Genomic DNA, 20146 nt, shown 5'->3' on the forward strand with positions numbered 1-20146 from the left:
AGGTGCCCCCTACATATGAAAATCTTAGTGACCGGCGGATTAGGTTTTATTGGCAGTCATACCGTCATCGAACTGCTGAAGAACCATCATGAAGTCATCATTGTCGATAACCTGGTTAATTCCAAAATTGAAGTATTGGACAAGTTGGCTGCCATCACTGGCGTGAGACCCGATTTTTATCAGATCGATGTAACGGACGAAGCAAAGCTCGAACCGATCTTTCAAAATCATCCGATCGACGGCGTCATCCACTTCGCCGGACTCAAAGCGGTCGGAGAGTCTGTTTCCAAACCCATCGAGTATTACTACAACAACCTGGTTTCAACCATGGTTTTAAGCAAGCTGTGCGTCAAGTACGGAGTTCAGAAATTCGTCTTCAGTTCCTCCGCGACCGTGTACGGAGATCAGCCATCCCCATTGAAAGAAGAAATGGAACTCAAGAAAACAACCAATCCCTATGGCGAAACGAAAGCCATGAGCGAACGGATCCTGACAGATACCGTGAAAGCAAATGATGGATTTGCAGTGGTACTGCTGAGATACTTCAATCCGGTGGGAGCTCATGAAAGCGGTCTGATTGGAGAAGATCCCAATGGAATCCCCAATAACCTGATGCCCTTTGTAACAAAGGTTGCCAAGGGGCAGCTGAAGAAACTCAGCGTATTCGGAAATGACTACGATACAGTAGACGGAACCGGCGTCAGGGACTACATCCATGTCGTGGATCTGGCAAAAGCCCATGTGAAAGCTATCGAGAACCTGACGAAGGGTACCAGAGTATACAACATCGGAACCGGCAACGGCACCTCCGTCCTGGAACTGGTCAATGCCTTCATGAAAGTCAACGGAGTCGATGTTCCTTACGAGATTGTCGGTCGACGCCCTGGCGACATCGCAACCTGCTTTGCTGATGCAGCCAAAGCGGAAACAGAACTTGGCTGGAAGGCGGAACTCGGCATCGAAGACATGGTTCGAGATGCCTGGAGATTTGAAAAGAACAATTAACCCATAAGTGATATGAGTTTCAACATGTTACGCGCTGGTCCTTAGAAGTTGAAATGACGACTATCTCACGGGATTTATAAGCTTAGTGAATCAGATATGTATGGTTAATATTCTAATTATCAAAACCCATAGTGATTAGAGTACAATCGTGATGAAGATTTCGTCTTGATTCTGTAGAAAAAGAATCTTGAGCCAAGTAATGAAGTCCTTTGAGGAGTTGAAACATAAACTGCAAATGATGGGGAAGTCAATAATGGATTTCATTACTAATAAGCAGTGAAAATAGCGTGGAGGTTTTATTTAATGCGGATTACATCATTAAGCATCTCTCATTTCCGTGGTATCAATAGTGGGAAGTTATGGTTTCCCCTAGATCAGCGACTTATTTGTATCATTGGTTCCGGAGATAGTTGCAAATCAACGGTTTTAAAAGCAATTGAATGGGCTATGTGGCCAACATGGAATTTAACTGCTACTGATACAGATTTTTATAAATCAAACACGAGCGAACCTATTGTAATAGAGGCTTCGATAGCAGAAATTCCTGACAACCTTCTTTCAGATGATAAATTTGGGTTGTATCTTCGGGATGCTGAAGCAGTATATAAAGGCGAGGATAATGATGAGCCTGTTGATGATAAAACCTTTGTTATAACAATTAGATTAACCATTGACGCTTCGTTGGAACCAAAGTGGGAGGTGATTTCAAACAGATTAGAACCCAAATATATATCACCCAAAGAGCGGCAGACTTTAAGTTGTGGAATTGTTGGCTATGACTATGAGAAAGATTTTGTTTGGGGAAGGAATTCCATTTTAAAAAAATATACTGATTCCAAAGATACTCTTCATAGTGCGTATACAAAAGCAATGCGGGAAGCCATTAGCAAAGCTAATCTAAAAGAATTGGACTCTACATCTGAAACATTGATTTCTATAGGAAAACAGTATGGGGTTTCCTTTTCGGGAGATGTCTCTAACAAGATATTAATGCAAAATGGTAGTTCTTCTACAATGGCAGGTGTATTTGACGGTGAAGTTCCCTTTGTATTAAGGGGATTGGGAAGTCGAAGACTTTTATCCATGGGCATGAACATTAATTTGTACGATGGGAATTCAATGCTGCTCATTGACGAAATAGAAACAGGGCTTGAACCTTATAGAATTTGTGGATTAATTAATGAGTTTAGAAAAGTTCATCAAAGTAATGGTCAAATCATTATGACAACTCATTCTCAAAACGTTGTAACTGAATGCAATGTTGGAGAATTGATGGTCATTGAATCACATAATGGTGAAGTTAAATTACATTCATTAAAAACCGAAGACTCTGGTACAAATGACTCTATAAGCAGTTTAATTCGGACTGACCCTTCCGCCTTTTTGTAAACGGTTAATTGTATGTGAAGGGAAAACAGAGGTAGGCTTTATTCGGGCTATTGACAAGCAATATGCATTGTCAATGGGAACACGGTTTTCATATCATGGAGCAACTGCAGCCTATGGAGGCGGTGGTGACAAATTTTTTAATCTTGCAAACCTCCTAAAAAAATGTGGTTATGATGTATGTATTTTGAAGGATTCCGACTGCGCAGATAATAAAGAACAGTATTCTAAAGCTAAAGGTAACAGGATCCCGATATTTGAATGGGAGGCAGGAAATGCTATTGAGGAACAAATTTTCTCTGATGTCAGCATTTCATGCATTAACGAATTAATTGAACTAGTTATTGATACGAAGAGTTTTGACCACGTAAAGAGTAAGTTGAAGGATTGCTTAGCACCAATATCTATATTTTTTGATGGTGATGCTGAATCAGTAGTTATTACAGAGCACATTAGCCATGAAGAAAGGAAAACATTGGGTAAAGTTGCCAAGCATAAAAAATCTGAATGGTTTAAAAGAATTGGGTTGGGAGAGCAAGTCGGTGATATAATTTTCAGTCATTACAATGATGTTAGCAAGGATTCTCGATTAGTCCAAATTATTGAAGGGATCCAAGATTGGGTAAGTGCCCAATGAATGAAAGGGATCTAAATCAAATACTATCAAAGCATAATGCAGCGATCATTGCTCCGGCAGGTCATGGCAAAACAGAAATGATTGTGGATTTGGTAGAAGCATCTCCAGGAAAACAATTGTTGTTAACGCATACAAACGCGGGCATACATGCTTTGAAAAAACGCTTATTCAAACGTGGTATATCAAAAGATAAGTACACGATTTATACTATAGCGAGTTATTGCATGAAACTATGCTCGGCATATCCTGTGAATGCAGACATCACAACTGTCGATATTACAGATCCCAATTTTTACTCATTCCAATATAAGGGTGTATGTAATATTTTAAATCATAGTTGGATCCAACGTGTCCTCAAGGCTTCATATCATTCAGTGATTGTAGATGAGTACCAAGACTGTATCCAGGAACAGCATGCAATTTTGTTACGGCTGAATAACTTCCTTCCGGTATATGTCCTTGGTGATCCGCTTCAAGCTATATTTGATTGGGTCGGACCGCTTGTATCATGGCAAAGTATGGAGTTTAATATTATCGAACCTGAAACCTATCCTTGGCGGTGGGAAAAGTGCAATCCTGAATTAGGTCAGTATTTGGTTAGACTGCGTGAATCATTAAGTCCGACCTTGCAAGGTGACAAAGTTAAGATTTCTACTCAATCATATGGTAAAAGCGTATCTCGAATACATCCCATTAATAGGACTTTGTCCTATTTACGAAAGGAATTAAAAGAATATAACTCAGTTCTATATATTACGAAATGGCCTAAACAACAGCAAACAATATGCAAACTAACTGGCGGACTGTTTCAGTATGACGAATCTCAAGAAATGAAAGAATTGTTTTCAACAGCAAATTTACTTGATTCGGGAAATAGATTTGAAGTAAGTTGTACTATATTTGATTTTCTTAAAAAATGCGCTTTCCACGTAAACGAGTTGGAAACTTACAGAAAACATCTCTTAAGTGGAGACACTAATTTTAATAGAATAACAAAGCATATAACGTTTGGTGAACTGATTACCAAAGTGTGTGAAGAACCCTCAATACAATCAGTGATAGATGTACTTAATTGGTTTAAACTAACATCAGCATTTAAAATTTATCGGAAAGAATTATTTGGAGAAATGCTTCGGGCATTAAAATATGCTCAAACAAATAATATGCAAATTTACGACTCAGCACAGAAAATTCGGACGGTGCCTGGGTTACAGAAAGCGTATACGGAATTTAAGTTAATTTCATCTAGAACTGTCTTGGCAAAGGGTTTGGAGTTTGAGTGTGTTGTTATTGATTTAAGTGAATCTCAAAAAAAATATGAGCAATTAAGTGCAACAGATTATTATGTGGCTATGACAAGAGCTACGAAAAAGATATATTTGGTCACAGAGTCTGACACAATTTCATTTTGATTGTAACACTCCGGATATGCTAACACTAAAATTATGTTAATTACTGAAATAACTATTCTTATGTTATGATATTACGTATCATAGCAAAGGACGGAGAATGCACTGATGGAAGAGCGGAAAGTACTTAACCATTTATTCGTGAATGTGTTTAATAAGATCCTGAGGATCGAAGAGCGGGTGATTCGGGAACAGTCTGATCTGGATCTGACCGTGAGTGAGATGCATACCATCGATGCCATTGGGGTTGGAGAGTCCATGAAGATGACCGATGTGGCGGATAAGCTGAACATCACGGTGGGTACGCTGACGACTTCCATCAACCGGCTGTTATCCAAGGGGTATGTGGAACGAAACCGAGGCGAAGAAGACCGCCGGGTGGTTCGGGTTCACCTGACGGAAAAGGGGAAGGAAGCTTATGATCTTCATGAGGCCTATCATGAAGAGATGATTTCCCAGATTCTGAGTGAGCTGAATGAAGAGGAAGCTCGTATATTGACCGGTACCCTGATTAAGATCTCGGAGTTCTTCCGGGTGCATTACCACGCGGAAGATTAACGAATTGCTTGTCCTGAATTAACAAAGTGCTTAAATATGGACCTCCTGCAGCTGATATAATATTGGTACAGCGCAGGAGGTTATTTTTATGGAACTGTTTATTATCCGGCATGGCCAGACCGTCGCCAACTCGAAGAATTTCTATTATGGGTTTACGGACTCGCCCATCACCGAAAAAGGCAGGGAACAGGCCAAAGCCGCCGGGATTTTCATCAATAAATTGAACTATCAGCCAGATGAGATCTTTATCTCAGAGCGTACCCGAACCCACGAAACATTGGAACTCATGGGGTTTCATCCTGCTTCGGCCAAAATCGACGGCCGCATCAACGAGCAGAACATGGGAGATTTTGAGTGCCTGACCTTCCAGGACATCTCAGCCAAGTACCCTCAGGCGTTTGATGAGTGGAACGCTGATTTCAATAACTATAAACCGAATCGTGGGGAGAGCCACCTGGAGATGTACAACCGGGTGAAGCACTTCATTGAAGAACTCATTGCCAAAGAAAAAGACACCCAGAAGAAGATCATGATCGTAACCCATGGCGGCGTGATGCGCAGCATATATTCCTACATCAACATGGATAATCTGGATGTGTTCCACAGCGTCTACTTCAACAACTGCGCCATGATCCGGGCACGGTACATCACAGACCGACTGGTCATGGATGCCATCTATAATCCGATCGAGCTGATGAAAGTATTTGGCTCCTAAGGGCGATGAAATTTCGACAGATTGTTGGGCGGCAGAAGAATTGTTTTCAATTCTTCTGCCGCTTCCCATTTTATCCATGTTATATTTATTGATAGACAGGGAACAACTTTTATTTGTCCCTGACGGATTCTGCCTGCGCGGTATGACTTGTTTTGACAGATGCTGCAAGAACTGAAATTATACCTTTTTAGAATAAGTGGTTTCTTGCCACTACATGATAGGAGCTGACATGTCACAAATTATCCTGATCACCGGAGGAGCACGCTCCGGGAAATCATCCTATGCTGAAAAATTATTGACCGGATCCGACGAGGTGCTCTATATCGCCACTGCCGTCCGTACGGACGCTGAGATGGAAGAACGGATCAAACATCACATGGAGTCCCGAAACGCGCTCTGGACGACCCATGAGGGCTACCGGGACCTGGATGCGGTGCTGAGCCAGACCCCGCACTCGTATGTCCTGCTGGACTGCGTCACGAACATGATCTCCAACCTCCTGTTCTACGGATCCAACAACCCGGAGGAGTTGACCCCGGGGGAAGTGGATCAGCTGTACGCCGGGGTGCAGGCGGAGTTTGAAAAACTCCTGACTGCTGCCCGACAGTACAACAAGTCCCTGATCCTCGTCAGCAATGAAGTTGGCATGGGGCTAATCTCAGAGTATAAGCTCGGCCGGATCTTCGTGGACTTTGCCGGTTTTGTCAATCAGTACATCGCCAGAGAAGCCGACACCGTCTGCTTCATGGTGTCGGGACTGCCGCTGGCACTGAAGGGCAGGGTGGAGTAATGCACTGGATCCTGCTGTTAACCCAGTATTTTACCCGCATTCCGGTGAAACGGAATCTGGATTACTCCCCAACGAATGTCCGACAGGCCATGTGCCTGTCATCCCTGCACGCTGCCTTTGTCGCCCTGATCCCCCTGGCCTGGTCCCAGGGACTGCGCTACCTCCGGGTTCCATCGCTGCTCAATGCACTGCTCACCCTGACGCTCTATCTGATCCTGACCGGAGCCTTTCATTTGGATGGCTTTGCCGACACCCTGGACGGACTCTTCTCCGGCCGGAGCCGGGAACGCATCCTGGAAATCATGAAGGATCCCACCATGGGATCCTACGGTACCGCCGGGATCTTCCTGAACCTCGCCATGAAGAGCTACATTCTGTATCAGCTGATTGATGCCAATCAGATCTATTTCCTGCCGCTGCTGGCCGCCACCGGAAAGTTTGCCCTGGTCCTGTTAGCCTATGTGGGGATACGAGCCAAGGAAAACTCCTCCGCCAATCTCCTGATTGCCAACATTATGCCGCTGGCACTCCTGACCAACGTCCTGGTGCCCCTGGCCATCGGGTTTGCCTTCCACCTCCCGGTTCGCGCCGGACTCGGAATCCTGACCGTTATTCTGGTTACCTTGCTGTTCAATGGAATCTGCCGGCAGAAAATAAACGGCCTGGTCGGAGATAACCTTGGGTTTATTGCAGAATTGGCCGAAATCATTGTTGGAATTTTCATCGTTTCGATTTAGAATAGATGAGGAGTAAAACGCAAAGGAGTAAATGAATGTCTGATCAATTTAGAAATCCCAACTCAGATCTCGGGATCATCGCACTCAACAGCTGCACCGATATTGCAAAGCTGGTGGACAAGACCATCGTTGAAAGCCGCAGGGCCAGAGGAGAAAACTTCGACCGTAATGGAGAGGAAGTCACAAGCTACCTGATTCCCGTGGAACAGACCCGTTTTCAGAATGGAGAAGGGAAGATCCGCCTGTCGCAGACCGTTCGCGGAAAGAACATCTACATATTGGCAGACGTCTCAAATTATGGCGTAACCTACAAGATGTACGGCAAAGAAGTTAACATGGGACCCGATGAGCACCTGCAGGACATCAAGCGCGTGCTGTCCGCCATGAACGGCCGGGCCAACAAAGTAACTGTTGTTATGCCGCTGCTGTACGCTTCACGCCAGCACAAGAAAAAAGCCAGAGAATCCCTGGACTGCGCCATGGCGCTTCAGGATCTGGAAAAGCTGGGAGTTGACGAAATCGTCACCTTCGACGCACATGATCCCACGATCCAGAACGCGATCCCCCTGGTATCCTTCCTCAACATCTATCCGACCCTGGATATCTTAAAGCACTTCCTTACCACCGAAAACTGGCTGTTTGACCCCAAGGAAAAACTCGTGGTCATCTCACCCGACACCGGTGCCATGGACCGTGCCATCTACTACGCCAACGTACTGGGACTCGATATCGGTCTCTTCTACAAGCGGCGCGATCATTCCCGCATTGTCAACGGCAAGAACCCCATTGTACAGCACGAGTACATCGGCCGCGACATCAAGGGCATGAACGTCCTGATTGTGGATGACATGATCGCCTCCGGCGGATCCGTCTTCGACGTAGCCGCTGAACTGCGCGTCCGCGGAGCGAAGAAAATCTTCGTTGCCTCCACCTTCGCCTTCTTTACCGAAGGCCGCGGCAAGTTCGATGAAAAATACGAACAGGGCATCATCGATAAAGTCTTCTCCACCAACCTCAACTTCGTACCGGAAGAAATCAAAGCTGCTGAATGGTTCTCCCAGGCAGACCTCTCCACCTACATGGCCATGTTCATTGACACCCTGGCTCAGGAAAAGAGCGTATCCAAGCTGCTTGACGCGACCTCCGGCATCCGGTCCTTCCTCCTCGAAAACGGCTTTGATCCCGATGCCCGCCTGAGAGATGAAGCCCTGAAAGAAAACGTAGAAGCTCTGGCCAACAAAGCCAAGTAGACACCATTCTCCGGCTGCGGCCTGGCAGCCAGCCAAAAGCCAGATAACCATTCATACCCATTCAAACCAATCAAACATAGCAAAGTAAACCGCGTGACTGTAACGTCATGCAACAGTGAGCCCGCCGGGGAACGTCCGAATTAAGGACGATCCCCGGCGGGCTTGTTCTTTAAGCTGATGATTGAAATAGGGGCAATAGTGAAAGAAATGCTTATCCATGAAATCGATTTGATTTGCAATGGAACAATCGTTTCGTTATGAGGTTGATAACTATAATGAGAAATATTCGTGCTATTTGGTGAAAATAATACAAAAAACTGATTTTCTTTCTTTTGCTTTTCCGTTATGATTATATAGGTACTTTTGGGGATGCCCAGGCGCATCCGTTATTCAATCAAAAGAGGAGCAACAAAAGATGAAGTATTTAGAACTGGCCAATTCAAACATCATGTTTGTCCTGGTTGCGCTCACCATCCTTGTGGTCGTGCTGCAATCCCTGCTGTTTATCCGGAAAGCGCTTAAGCGAGCCGATGAACTGGGAATCGAGAAACCCGTCGTGAAAAAAGTCATTACCAACAGCGCTATTTTTTCCATCGTTCCTTCACTCCCGATCCTGGTCATGATGTTTGCCCTGGCCATACCCTTGGGCAAGTACTTCCCCTGGCTGAGACTGTCAGTGGTTGGCTCTGCAGTCTATGAAAGCATGGCTGCCAATGTAGCGGTCGTCAATATGGGACTGAAAGACATTTCCGATCCAGGCCTGACTCCGACCATCTTTGGAATCGTCCTATGGGTCATGACCCTTGGGATCATCTGGGGCATTGTCTTCAATATCTTCTTTATGGGCAAGCTCGATGCCATGACCAAGAAAGCCAAATCCAGGCAAAGCAATTTCATGCCGATTTTTTCAGCGGCACTCTTTGCCGGCATGCTGGCCGTACTGTCCATTCCCTACATTGCCAACACCGCCAAGCCGACTGCCATGGTGACCTTCCTTGTCTCCGGACTGGCGGTCCTGGCAGCTGAACAGCTCAGCAAAACAACAAAAATCAGCCTGATCAAGGATTTCTCCCTGCCCATTGCCCTCATAGTAGGCATGGGAGCAGCGATCCTGTTCAGCAATCTGGCCTAAAGGAGGTTACTCATGACATCGAAAGACTTCAATCAGTCATCCATGGATTATGATCGTTCCATCAACCGGCTAGGCCGGATCACCAGCATCATCGCCCTGGCCTTCATGATTGCCGTTCCCCTGGGAATTCAGATCTACTTCAAACTGGACATCAAAGTCTCCGAGATCCTGTTTGCCAGCTCCAGCCTCATTGCCATGTTCCTGCCCATGGCCGTTGTGGAGAATATTTCCTACTATCCCGTCCTGGGAGCCGGCGGCATCTACTTAGGCAGCATCACCGGCAACATTCTCAACATGAAACTGCCCTGCGCCATCTCCGGCATGAAGATCGCCGAAGTCGAACAAGGCAGCCGGGAAGGGGAGGCCATCGCACTCCTGGCTGTAGGCGTCTCCTCTGTTGTAAACACCGTCATTCTGTTTCTGGGCATGTTCGTCCTGGGCAGCTTCATACTCCCCATCCTCCAGGCCCCGGTGCTCAAGCCCGGCTTTGACAACATCACCCCAGCCATCCTGGGAGCCATTGCCATCCCAAATCTTGTGCGCAAGCCCAAGCTTTCTCTCTTCCCTCTGGCGCTGGCACTCCTTGCCTACCTGGTCATCGGGCCGGCTCAGTTCGGCAAAGTACAGAGCTACGTCCTCATCGGCGTCATGCTCCTGTCCGTCGGCTTGGCCTGGTTCAACTACAGGAGGAAAGCTCAGGCCTGATATAACAAAGGTCAAACGTCAAAAGGTCAAAAGGTCATAAGTTCAAATGGCCAAACGTCAGAAGGTCAGAAGGTCAGAAAGCTCAATAAATCAAAGAGATCCCATCTCATGCAATCATCCCTAGGAGGCAGCCATGACAATGAAAGAAACTGCAGTACAGTACTTAGATAACAATTTAGACCGGTTCACCCAGCTCAGCGATCTGATCTGGGACAACCCGGAAAACCGGTTCCATCTGCCCATCTCGGCGCAGGCACTGATTGATGCGTTATCGGAGGCTGGATTTGAGATCCAGCGGGAGATCGCCGGGATGCCTGACGCGTTTATCGCCACCTGGGGCACCGGCAAGCCGGTGATCGGCTTCCTGGGTGAATACGATGCATTGCCGAATCTCAGCCAGGTCGCAGACCTCGTCCAGAAGCAGCCCCAGATCCCGGGAGAAAGCGGCCATGGCTGCGGTCATCATGTGCTCGGTACGGGTGCTTTGGCCGCCGCCCTGGCCGTCAAGGAAGCTCTGGCAGGGGATGAAGCAAAGGCGACCATCCGCTTCTTCGGCTGCCCAGCCGAAGAAGGCGGATCCGGAAAGGCCTTCATGGCCCGGGCCGGCGTCTTCGACGGCCTCGATGCCATCATTACCTGGCACCCCATGACCGAGAACCGGATCTGGGGAACCAGCAGCTTGGCCAATTTCCAGGTATACTTCAACTTCAAGGGAACCAGCGCTCATGCCGCAGCAGCCCCCCATCAAGGACGCAGTGCCCTGGATGCCGCCGAGCTGATGAACATCGGAGTCAACTACCTTAGAGAACACATCCTCCCCACCGCCCGAGTCCACTATGCCTACGTCGATGCCGGCGGACCAGCTCCCAATGTGGTCCAGCCAACCGCCAGCCTGCTCTACTTCATCCGGGCACCCAGATCCCTGGAAGTCAAAGAAATCTATGATCGGGTAGTCAAGATTGCTCAGGGCGCAGCCCTGATGACCGAAACCCAGCTTGAAATCGTCTGGGACAGCGCCTGCTCCGAATACATCGTCAATGACCGCCTGGGCCGGGTTATGTATGCCAACATGGAAGCACTGGGAGAAATCGACTATACTCAGGAAGAGCTGGATTACGCCAAAGCCTACTGGAACAGCCTGGACGAAGCCTCCCAAAACAATGCCAAAGGCTCTGTCCGCAACATCTACTTCAACTCCGACAAAGCCGAACTCGAACAAATCATGGCCAGCCCCATAGCCCGAAAGCTGGCACCCTACAAAGTGACCGATGAGGCGATTCCAGGCTCCACCGATGTCGGAGATGCCAGCTTCAACGCCCCCACGGTGCAGCTTACCTCTGCCTGTTATCCGCTGGGAACCGCACCCCATTCCTGGCAGTGGGTTGCCTGCGGCAAGTCCACCATGGTCCATAAAGGCATGCTCTACGCCGCTAAAGCCATGGCCATGACCGCACTGGATCTTCTGAACGATCCCCAGGCTCTCCTCGAAGCCAAAGCAGAGTTTGACGACCGCCTGGGCGACCAGCGCTACAAGTGCTATATACCGGATGAGGTTCAACCCCGCTAGCGACCATTCGATGAGATGATCCCTTGACAATCAATCGGTCAAATAGTAGATCAGATCATTTGAAAAAGGAAATACCCAAGGCAGATGGTATCCACCTTTAGTTTCTGAAGTGAAGAAGTGAAATTCCTCAGGTCAATCAAAGTTGTTTAAAGCCCATTCATTCATCCTTTCAGGGTGTTCGAATGGGCTTTAAGCAACTTTTTCCATTTCCAAACGAGTCATGATCAGCAGAAACGGAAACCGAATAGATCCTCCGGGACTTAAGCGATTGATCTTTTGAGTCCATGTTCGAGCGCTTTTTTTATTTTTCGAGAGACCATTGGTTCCTTGATGAATTCCAGGAAGTTTCTTCAGCATATGAACGAAAGAATAAGTGTATCTGAGCTTGCTAGTTATATTTAAGATTAAATTTAACTTTACCTCTTATCGATGTGCTGGTATAATTAGGCAAATATAATTACAAATACTGATTTTATTGAGCTTTATAAGTTTATTTGATTATTATTTTTAATCCATCCATTAATCTCATGATAAATTAACTTGTTCTAAGCCAAGCGAGTATTTCTCATCCTTTGGGGGAATAATAAACATATCAACAAAATAAGGAGATGAATAAAGATGAAAAGAAAATCAACCTCAGAAATCGATCAAAAGAAAATCGAATCCTCAAATCAAGAACTATCCGGTGATCATTGTGGATGTACAATTTATGATTGTGAGTTTGACAGATATCAAGAAGGAGTCGTCTGTTCGAATAAAATCTTTGCTGTTCAAGATAACGGGAGTTTAGTACCGCCGAAAAATTTGATTTGCGAACATATTGATTATGGTATGGTGCAATTTTTCATGGGAATCTTGGAAGATGAAGCGGAAGTCTACTCGCATCCTAGAAAGTGGGGTTATTTTGATTATGATACAGGGAATATTGTAATAGCACCTCAATATGATTATGCGGGATGTTTTTATGGAGAATTAGCTCGGGTTATTAAAGCGGAGAAAATAGGATTTATTGATCCTGAAGGCACTGAGGTTATCAGCATAATCTGGGACGAAGTGAAAATAGGACACAATAAATGGGAATACATTGGTGTAGAATGGGTAGAGGAATGTGATCCTTGGGCTGTTCGAAATGGTGATAAATGGGGGTATATCAATCAAAAAGGTGAGGTAGTAATCCCACTGGAATTTGACCACGCTGAAACGTTTGAGGAAGATCGGGCGGAAGTAAAAATCGGAGATAAATATGGATATATCAACAAGAAAGGAGAACTTGCAATTAGCCCGGAGTACGAGAAAGTGTATCCTTTCCGGTGCGTAGAAATGGAGCAGGCGAAAAGTTGTTATATCGCTCTAGTCAAGAAAGATGGAAAATTTGGATTCATAGATGAAGAGGGGAATCGTATTACAGAATGTATCTTTGATAAAGCATTTGAATATAGTAATATAGGTTTTTCGGCAGTAAAGCTGAACGACAAGTGGAGCTTGATCAATACTTCGGGTGATTATGTAATATATAACAAATTTGATGATTTTTGTTACTATTATGGCCGTTTATGCGAAACGGGCTCTATTTCCAAAGCCAATTGGCTGCATTTACCAAGTCAGGGAAAAGAACCCAGGAGTGATGTATATTTTGTTGTTAAGGTTAATCATCAGTGGGGTCTAATGGACATTGATTTTAATGTCTTCTTGCCAGAGAAAAACAAACGATTCATCGAGTTTAAAGGATATATAATTCACTTACAAAATGGGATAGTAACAAAGATGCGTAAAATTGCTGGTAGTGATGTAAAGACCGAAGTAAAAATGCAGCCTGATTGGGAAAATCAACCCCCTAAAGATTGAGGAGAATAATGGATAAAGATAAGATAGTAACTTGCGGTCTGACTGAAACGGAATTTCAATTTGTAAGTGAAGCTCTTTGGGATGAATCGATCGAAATCTTTCAGGAAAACAGCCCTATGGATTCAGTGATGAAACATAGGGTGTTTGCTCTGATCTTGAATTTGGATGGGGCTACGTCGGAAGAACTTGATTTCATCCAGGGATATTACGATGAAATGATCTGGTTTTCCGAGACGCTTATTTTTTTCGGGGAAATGAAGTCAAAGTGGAACGTAACAGGCCAAGTTATTTACGCTCAGGACCTGAGAACAATAGTGCCTGACCTCAGAAATATCCTCCAGGCGGCCTATTCCAAAACCCGAAATAATGAAAACTTTCGTCAAGGACTTATTCGCGCTTTTCAGCTGGCAAGAGAAATTAGAAATCGACCTGGAGTAACGACCGAAAGACTTTCAGAAGAATTTTCTTTACCGGAAAATCTCATCCACTGGTACATATTACTGCTTCAATCCGCTTCGGAAGTTATTGATTACGACCCAGAAACCGGTGGGTGGCATTACTTAATGCAAGAACCTGGTTCAATGGAGCAGAGGATTCGATCAGAATTAGCTAACCAGGCTATGAACAACGAACTGAAAGGCTTTATAAAATATAAAGACAACTCCAGCCAATTAGTGGAGCTCATTGACAGAGAATTAAGAAAGCGCTGATTCTCGTTCAAATCAGATTTTCGAAAGATAGTTGGATAGTGATTCCTACCTCATAATAACTAGTTCATCGTTATTAATAATCTTATGAGAATGGAGCCCATCAAGTAAGATATATTTTTAATAATAAAAGACTATTGGCTCGTCAATGGAAAACGCTGAGCTAATGGTTCTGTGCTTTGTTCCCAGTCAATTGTGTCACCTAATCATGCTAGAATTAGTAAGAAATAGTTATTAATCAAGAAAAGCCTGATATGTCTAGGATGTGCGTCAGTTAAGGCACGAAATTGTCTTTGTTCGATTTTAGTATTAATAAAGATAAAAGCTATCAGAATGGTTTAGGGCGGATTGCGCCAATGGATGGCGATTGACAGTGGAATGTTTCTTAGAATGAATAAAACCATGTATTAAAGAGGAGTGCAGATAATGGAGAAAAACTATTTACAACAGTTGGCAGAATGCAAAACGGAAGATGAGTTATTTATTTTATGGAAGAGTAAGCCCATTCATCGGACATCCTACATCGACAAAAAGCAAGCCATCGATTTGGAAATTAATCATCAGAAAGTATTCATCGCTGACGGTGTTGTAAACCCAGAAGAATGGGAGAAAGCCCCCAAGCGAGTCGCTTTTATCCTGAAAGAAGCTTATAGGGAAACATTCGACTGGGATTTGAAGTGGAAACTTAAGCATAACACCTTATGGGGGACGATATGGCCATCAGTAGCGGAATGGACCTATGGGATACACAACACGACCAAAGAGCACATCGCCGTGTATGATCCTGCTCTGGTTTCCAAGGAGGCAAATAACATCTGGACGAATCAAATAGCGGTGATTAATCTCAAAAAAAGCAGCGGTAAGTCAAAATCTAGCTATGCGGAAATATCGGCCTATGCTAAGGCTGATAAACAGGAAATAAGACGACAGCTTGAAATAGTTGATCCTGATATTATCGTCTGCGGCTATACCTTCGCTTCTCTGAATGAGGTCTATGATGGGAAGCTGATTAAGCAACAGAAGAACTGGTTTTGCTTTACGGAAGAAATCGGCGGGAAAAAGAGGTTGGTGATCGATTACTATCATCCAGCGAATCGGTACCCAAGACTGTTGAATTACTACGGCCTTGTGAATATCTATCAAGAAGCACTTAGGTCTGAACAATAGTCAGCGCGGATCCTGGTTTCCTCTGAATGGGTTAGGGATCCAACTTCCGTTCTTAGTCCTTTTGAAATGGTAATAGGATGAGCGGATAGCTGTCTTTTTTTTGATGTGCTTTCTGCTTGCCTGATTTTTATCATAAACCGGGAAAATTGCATTGACAGAACTCGGGTGGGAGTCTAATATGGGAATGTAACTGAATAACCATCATCGAAGGTGCCCAAGAATTTGGGTGAAAAGGGAATGTGGTGAAAAACCACAGCAGCCCCCGCTACTGTATGTGTCTACGAACCTCAAGAAAACCACTCATCGGGAAGTCCGGTGGGGAAGGGTTGAGGCAAGGCCTGAAGACACGAGCCAGGAGACCTGCCTTCCGTGGATCCTTAACATTTTCGGGTGGAAAATACTATTGGTTGAAATGATTAACTTCATGAGCAGTAGGGCGACCGACTGCTCTTTTTGCTTTGATTCGACAAGGAATGTGATACGATGAATTCTTTTAATTTCCAACCCAACGGCAGCGCCTTCGAACAAGAAATCGCTGCGGTCGTAAGCCGGATTGCTCCGATTGAAGCGGATTATCTGGCTCAAGCCCGAGAATACAATGACTCCCTGTGCAAGCCGCTGGGTTCATTGGGAAAGATGGAGGAGATCCGGGAGAGGATCTGGGCCATCACCCGGGGCAACCCTCAGCCGTTTCAAAAAGCGGTTGTGGTATATGCCGGGGACAATGGGGTCTGTCAGGAAGGCGTCTCGACCAATCCGCAGGACATAACCTACAAGGTATGCCTGAATATCCTCAGCGGCCGTTCCGGCTTGGGCCGCATCGCCGCGTTCTATCACGTGGAGGTGTTCCTGGAGGATCTGGCCGTACTGGAAGATGTTGAGGGCCACACTACTTATAAGGTGCGGCGCTCCACGGACAACATGCGGCTTGGTCCGGCCATGAGCCGGGATGATGCCGCCCAGTACGTGCTGGCCGGCATCCGGAGAACTCAGGAACTGATCGACTCCGGCTACAACCTGATCGGAGCAGGGGAAATGGGCGTGGGCAACACCACGACCTCCTCGGCGGTGATCAGTCTTTTAACCGGAGTTCCCCCTGAGGAAACCACGGGCTTTGGCTCCGGCCTGACCCGGGACGGCGTACGACATAAGGTGAATGTCGTACGCGATGCCCTGGCCATCAACGGACCCTATGGGGACATCCTGGACGCAGCGGCCAAGCTGGCCGGCGCGGACATCTGCGCCATGGCCGGAACCTACCTGGCCTGCGCCGCCAACTCGATTCCCTTCGTACTCGATGGAGTCATCTCCATGGCTGCCCTGGCCCTGGCCCGCGGCTTCCACTCCGGCATCCTGGAGTACGCCTTTTCGTCCCATAAGACGAAAGAGTCCGGTGCCCGGGCGGTGGAGCAGGCCTTCGGCCTGCGCCCCATGCTCGACCTGGAAATGCGCCTGGGCGAAGGCTCCGGCTGCCCCCTGGCCATGAACCTCATGGAGTGCTCGATGTTCACCCTCGGCACCATGGCATCCTTTCATGATGTTTCAGTCAACAAACAGGATTATGTAGATATCCGGGAGGAAAAATAACCATGAAGAAATTCTCAAGAATCATCGCACTGTTTACGTTCCTTATGCTCAGCGTCGCCGGCTGCCAGACTCAGTCACCAGCCACTGGAGCCAATACCACATCCGGTTCCACCCAGGCCGTGACCCAGCCAGCCACCACTCCGTCCACGACAGCCGCTCAGGCTGCTGCAGAAACGGTTTATCCCTATACCTTTAAGACCGCTGACGGCAAGGACGTCATCATTGACAAAGAACCCCAGCGGATCGTATCCCTGTCACCCACCTATACCGAAGTCGTCTATGCTCTGGGCAAAGGCGCTCAGCTGGTCGGACGCACCGACTACTGCGACTACCCGGCACAAACCAAGGATGTTGTATCCGTCGGTTCCATGACCAAGCCCTCCGTGGAAAAGATCGTTGAGCTGAATCCCGACCTGATCCTGGTTTCCTTCATGGAACAGGAAGTCGTCGACCAGATCGAAAAAAGCGGCGCCAAAGTCGTACAGATCCTCACCGGCAACACCATTGACGGATCCTACAAGAACATGGAAGAAATCGGCCGCCTGCTCAACGCCAACGCTCAGGCCAAGACCCTGACCGAAACCATTCAGACAGACATCGCCGCTGTGGCAGCTAAAGTCAAGGATGCGGCTCCGGTCTCCATCTACTACGTGGCAGGCTTCGGCAAGAACGGCGACTACACCGCCGGCGGCGACACCTTCCTGCATGAACTGATTACTCTGGCCGGCGGCGACAATATTGCCAAAGACGTACAGGGCTGGAACTTCACCACCGAGAAACTGGCCGAGAAGGATCCCCAGTACATTGTCATCGGCTCCATGGCCAAGCTCACCGAGGAGTTCAAGACTACTGAACCCTACAAGAACCTGACGGCTGTCAAGGAAAACCGCGTCATGGAAGTGGATGACAACCTGGTGAACCGCGAAGGACCCCGTCTGGCCCAAGGCGTTGAAGCCATCGCCCGGATCCTGCACCCGGAGCTGTTCAAGTAGAGAACCCGAAGAAAATCAAAACTGTGTCATTCATCGACTGAACCAGCCGATGGATGTATCATGATACTAGACATATCAACCTGGAAGAACCAGGGCTGCAAGGAGGATGCCATGAAACAGAAAAAGAAAAGCTATCTGCCGCTCTTTCTGATGCTGGCGGTCCTCCTTTTGCTGTTAAGCATGGGATCCGTCACCATGGGCGATGCGGCCATTCGCGTCGATGAAACCATCGCCATTCTCTGGCACAAGCTCCTGGCACTTCTGGGACTGGCCCAGGAACAGGGCGGATCCAAGGAAATCATTCTGTTCAATATCCGGATCCCCCGGATTCTGACGGCGATCTTCGCCGGTGCCGGCCTGGCCGGCGTCGGCTGCGCCTATCAGGGCGTCTTCCGCAACTCCATGGCTGATCCCTACATCCTGGGCATCTCCTCCGGAGCGACCCTGGGCGCCGCCCTGGCCATCAGTCTGGGCATTAATGAGTCCGTTGCCGGATTCGGCGCAGTCACCCTGGCAGCCTTTGCCGGCGCTCTGGCCTCGACCTTCCTGGTCTACAGCCTCGCCATGCGCCGCAGCCGTACCTCCATGACTTCGCTCCTCCTGTCCGGAGTAGCCGTCAGCTACTTTCTGTCATCCATCGTGTCCCTGATCCTGGTCTTCGACGAACAGAACGTCTCTAAGATCGTCTACTGGACCATGGGATCCCTGGCCAGCGTCAGCTACCTCCAGATCGCCATTTTGGCACCGGTGGTAATTCTCGGTTCCTTCCTGCTCTATTCCAACTGGCGGGAACTGGACATCCTTACCTCCGGCGAGGAAGTCGCCCGTTCCCTGGGCGTAGAGACGGAACGAGTGAAGATCCGCATCCTGATCTACTCCTCCCTGATTGTGGCCGTCTGCGTCGCCTTTACCGGCGTCATCGGCTTCGTCGGGCTCATGATGCCCCATATCTTGCGCATGATCGTGGGTCCCTCCCACAAGCGCCTGATTCCCTTTGCCATGATCTCAGGCTCCATCTTCCTGCTGGTGGCCGATACCATTGCCCGATCCCTCATCGACGGGGCGGAGCTCCCGGTGGGAGCCGTCACCGCGCTGTTCGGAGCACCGTATTTTATCTGGCTCCTGGCCAGAAGCCGGGGAGGGGAGAAAAGCTGATGGAAGTTAAGCATCTTGGATTCGGCTACGATGTCAAACCCGTACTCAAGGACATCAGCGTGACCTTTCCCAAAGGACGGTTCATCTCCATCCTGGGACCCAACGGGTCCGGCAAGAGTACCCTCCTGAAACTGCTCCTCGGACTGCTCCAGCCCACGCAAGGAGAGATCCTGCTCGAGGGAAGGCCTCTGAAAGGCTACCGGCCCCTGGAAAAAGCCAGACAGCTGTCCTACGTCCCCCAGGTGTTCCAGAACGACTATGAGTTCACCGCCCGGGAAGTAGTGGAAATGGGACGATATCCCTTCATCAAGCAGCTGGGCAATCCCACGCCGGAGGACCGGCGCATCTGCGAAGACGCCATGCGCATTACGGAAACCACCCACCTCAAGGATCAGCCCGTCAGCCGGATCTCCGGCGGCGAACTCCAGCGGGTGTCCGTGGCCCGGGCCATCGCCCAGGCCACCCCCTGGATTCTCCTGGATGAGCCCGTCAACCACCTGGATGTCAGCCATCAGGTAGGCATCCTGAAAAGCCTCAAGGAAATGACCCCGCAGCGAACTGTGGTCGCCGTTATGCACGACCTGAACCTGGCCCGCGACTTCTCCGACTGGATCATTCTGCTCCATGAGGGCAAAGTCGTCAAAGTCGGCAAGCCCGGCGAGTGCATCAATCCCGAGGTCCTCTCCACGATCTACGACCTGGAGTTCCTCAAGACCTACACCGAAGATCGCAGCCTGGAGTACCTGTTCCCAAAAACGAAATAGTCGAAATTGATATAGTCAATGATGAACGCCGAAGGGGA

19 protein-coding genes and 1 riboswitch are annotated in these 20146 nt (G+C 47.7%); all 19 genes read left to right on the forward strand.

Annotated features, from left to right (window positions below):
• The first annotated feature begins 15 nt into the window (after nucleotides 1-15).
• Complete coding sequence (galE, locus tag NQU17_04740) at nucleotides 16-1005, forward strand: UDP-glucose 4-epimerase GalE (GenBank protein UUM12871.1); 990 nt, start codon at nucleotides 16-18, stop codon at nucleotides 1003-1005.
• 303 nt (nucleotides 1006-1308) lie between these two features.
• Nucleotides 1309-2394, forward strand: a complete 1086-nt coding sequence (locus NQU17_04745) for an ATP-binding protein (protein UUM12872.1) — start codon at nucleotides 1309-1311, stop codon at nucleotides 2392-2394.
• A gap of 73 nt (nucleotides 2395-2467) precedes the next feature.
• Complete coding sequence (locus NQU17_04750) at nucleotides 2468-3028, forward strand: hypothetical protein (protein ID UUM12873.1); 561 nt, start codon at nucleotides 2468-2470, stop codon at nucleotides 3026-3028.
• The gene (locus tag NQU17_04755) at nucleotides 3025-4440 is read left to right on the forward strand and encodes a UvrD-helicase domain-containing protein (protein ID UUM12874.1); all 1416 of its coding nucleotides are present in this window, start codon (nucleotides 3025-3027) and stop codon (nucleotides 4438-4440) included. Before NQU17_04750 ends, NQU17_04755 begins: the two co-directional genes overlap by 4 nt.
• A 105-nt stretch (nucleotides 4441-4545) precedes the next feature.
• On the forward strand, nucleotides 4546-4995 hold the full coding sequence (locus tag NQU17_04760) for a MarR family transcriptional regulator (GenBank protein ID UUM12875.1): 450 nt from the start codon (nucleotides 4546-4548) through the stop codon (nucleotides 4993-4995).
• An 88-nt stretch (nucleotides 4996-5083) separates the two neighbouring features.
• Complete coding sequence (locus NQU17_04765; protein ID UUM12876.1) at nucleotides 5084-5710, forward strand: histidine phosphatase family protein; 627 nt, start codon at nucleotides 5084-5086, stop codon at nucleotides 5708-5710.
• A 229-nt stretch (nucleotides 5711-5939) separates the two neighbouring features.
• On the forward strand, nucleotides 5940-6500 hold the full coding sequence (cobU, locus tag NQU17_04770) for a bifunctional adenosylcobinamide kinase/adenosylcobinamide-phosphate guanylyltransferase (protein ID UUM12877.1): 561 nt from the start codon (nucleotides 5940-5942) through the stop codon (nucleotides 6498-6500).
• Nucleotides 6500-7237 carry an adenosylcobinamide-GDP ribazoletransferase gene (locus NQU17_04775; protein UUM12878.1) on the forward strand — a complete coding sequence of 246 codons (738 nt, stop codon included), beginning with the start codon at nucleotides 6500-6502 and terminating at the stop codon, nucleotides 7235-7237. The genes cobU and NQU17_04775 overlap by 1 nt, the downstream gene beginning before the upstream one ends.
• Before the next feature lie 35 nt (nucleotides 7238-7272).
• Complete coding sequence (locus NQU17_04780; GenBank protein UUM12879.1) at nucleotides 7273-8487, forward strand: ribose-phosphate pyrophosphokinase; 1215 nt, start codon at nucleotides 7273-7275, stop codon at nucleotides 8485-8487.
• A gap of 415 nt (nucleotides 8488-8902) precedes the next feature.
• Complete coding sequence (locus NQU17_04785) at nucleotides 8903-9619, forward strand: DUF5058 family protein (GenBank protein UUM12880.1); 717 nt, start codon at nucleotides 8903-8905, stop codon at nucleotides 9617-9619.
• 12 nt (nucleotides 9620-9631) lie between these two features.
• Nucleotides 9632-10324 (forward strand): hypothetical protein, encoded by a 693-nt coding sequence (locus tag NQU17_04790; GenBank protein ID UUM12881.1) that lies wholly within the window; start codon nucleotides 9632-9634, stop codon nucleotides 10322-10324.
• Nucleotides 10325-10457: 133 nt separating this feature from the next.
• Nucleotides 10458-11891, forward strand: a complete 1434-nt coding sequence (locus NQU17_04795; protein ID UUM12882.1) for an amidohydrolase — start codon at nucleotides 10458-10460, stop codon at nucleotides 11889-11891.
• Nucleotides 11892-12509: 618 nt separating this feature from the next.
• Nucleotides 12510-13736, forward strand: a complete 1227-nt coding sequence (locus NQU17_04800) for a WG repeat-containing protein (GenBank protein UUM12883.1) — start codon at nucleotides 12510-12512, stop codon at nucleotides 13734-13736.
• Between the two features lie 8 nt (nucleotides 13737-13744).
• On the forward strand, nucleotides 13745-14446 hold the full coding sequence (locus NQU17_04805; GenBank protein UUM12884.1) for a hypothetical protein: 702 nt from the start codon (nucleotides 13745-13747) through the stop codon (nucleotides 14444-14446).
• Between the two features lie 423 nt (nucleotides 14447-14869).
• Nucleotides 14870-15610 (forward strand): hypothetical protein, encoded by a 741-nt coding sequence (locus NQU17_04810; protein UUM12885.1) that lies wholly within the window; start codon nucleotides 14870-14872, stop codon nucleotides 15608-15610.
• Between the two features lie 191 nt (nucleotides 15611-15801).
• Nucleotides 15802-15993: riboswitch (cobalamin riboswitch) on the forward strand.
• Between the two features lie 100 nt (nucleotides 15994-16093).
• Complete coding sequence (cobT, locus tag NQU17_04815; protein ID UUM12886.1) at nucleotides 16094-17197, forward strand: nicotinate-nucleotide--dimethylbenzimidazole phosphoribosyltransferase; 1104 nt, start codon at nucleotides 16094-16096, stop codon at nucleotides 17195-17197.
• 2 nt (nucleotides 17198-17199) lie between these two features.
• The gene (locus tag NQU17_04820; GenBank protein ID UUM12887.1) at nucleotides 17200-18189 is read left to right on the forward strand and encodes an ABC transporter substrate-binding protein; all 990 of its coding nucleotides are present in this window, start codon (nucleotides 17200-17202) and stop codon (nucleotides 18187-18189) included.
• Between the two features lie 111 nt (nucleotides 18190-18300).
• The gene (locus NQU17_04825) at nucleotides 18301-19344 is read left to right on the forward strand and encodes an iron ABC transporter permease (GenBank protein ID UUM12888.1); all 1044 of its coding nucleotides are present in this window, start codon (nucleotides 18301-18303) and stop codon (nucleotides 19342-19344) included.
• On the forward strand, nucleotides 19344-20108 hold the full coding sequence (locus NQU17_04830) for an ABC transporter ATP-binding protein (protein UUM12889.1): 765 nt from the start codon (nucleotides 19344-19346) through the stop codon (nucleotides 20106-20108). Before NQU17_04825 ends, NQU17_04830 begins: the two co-directional genes overlap by 1 nt.
• The last annotated feature ends 38 nt before the right edge of the window (nucleotides 20109-20146 follow it).

Source organism: Clostridiaceae bacterium HFYG-1003 (assembly GCA_024579835.1).
Taxonomy (GTDB): Bacteria; Bacillota; Clostridia; order Clostridiales; family Clostridiaceae; genus JG1575.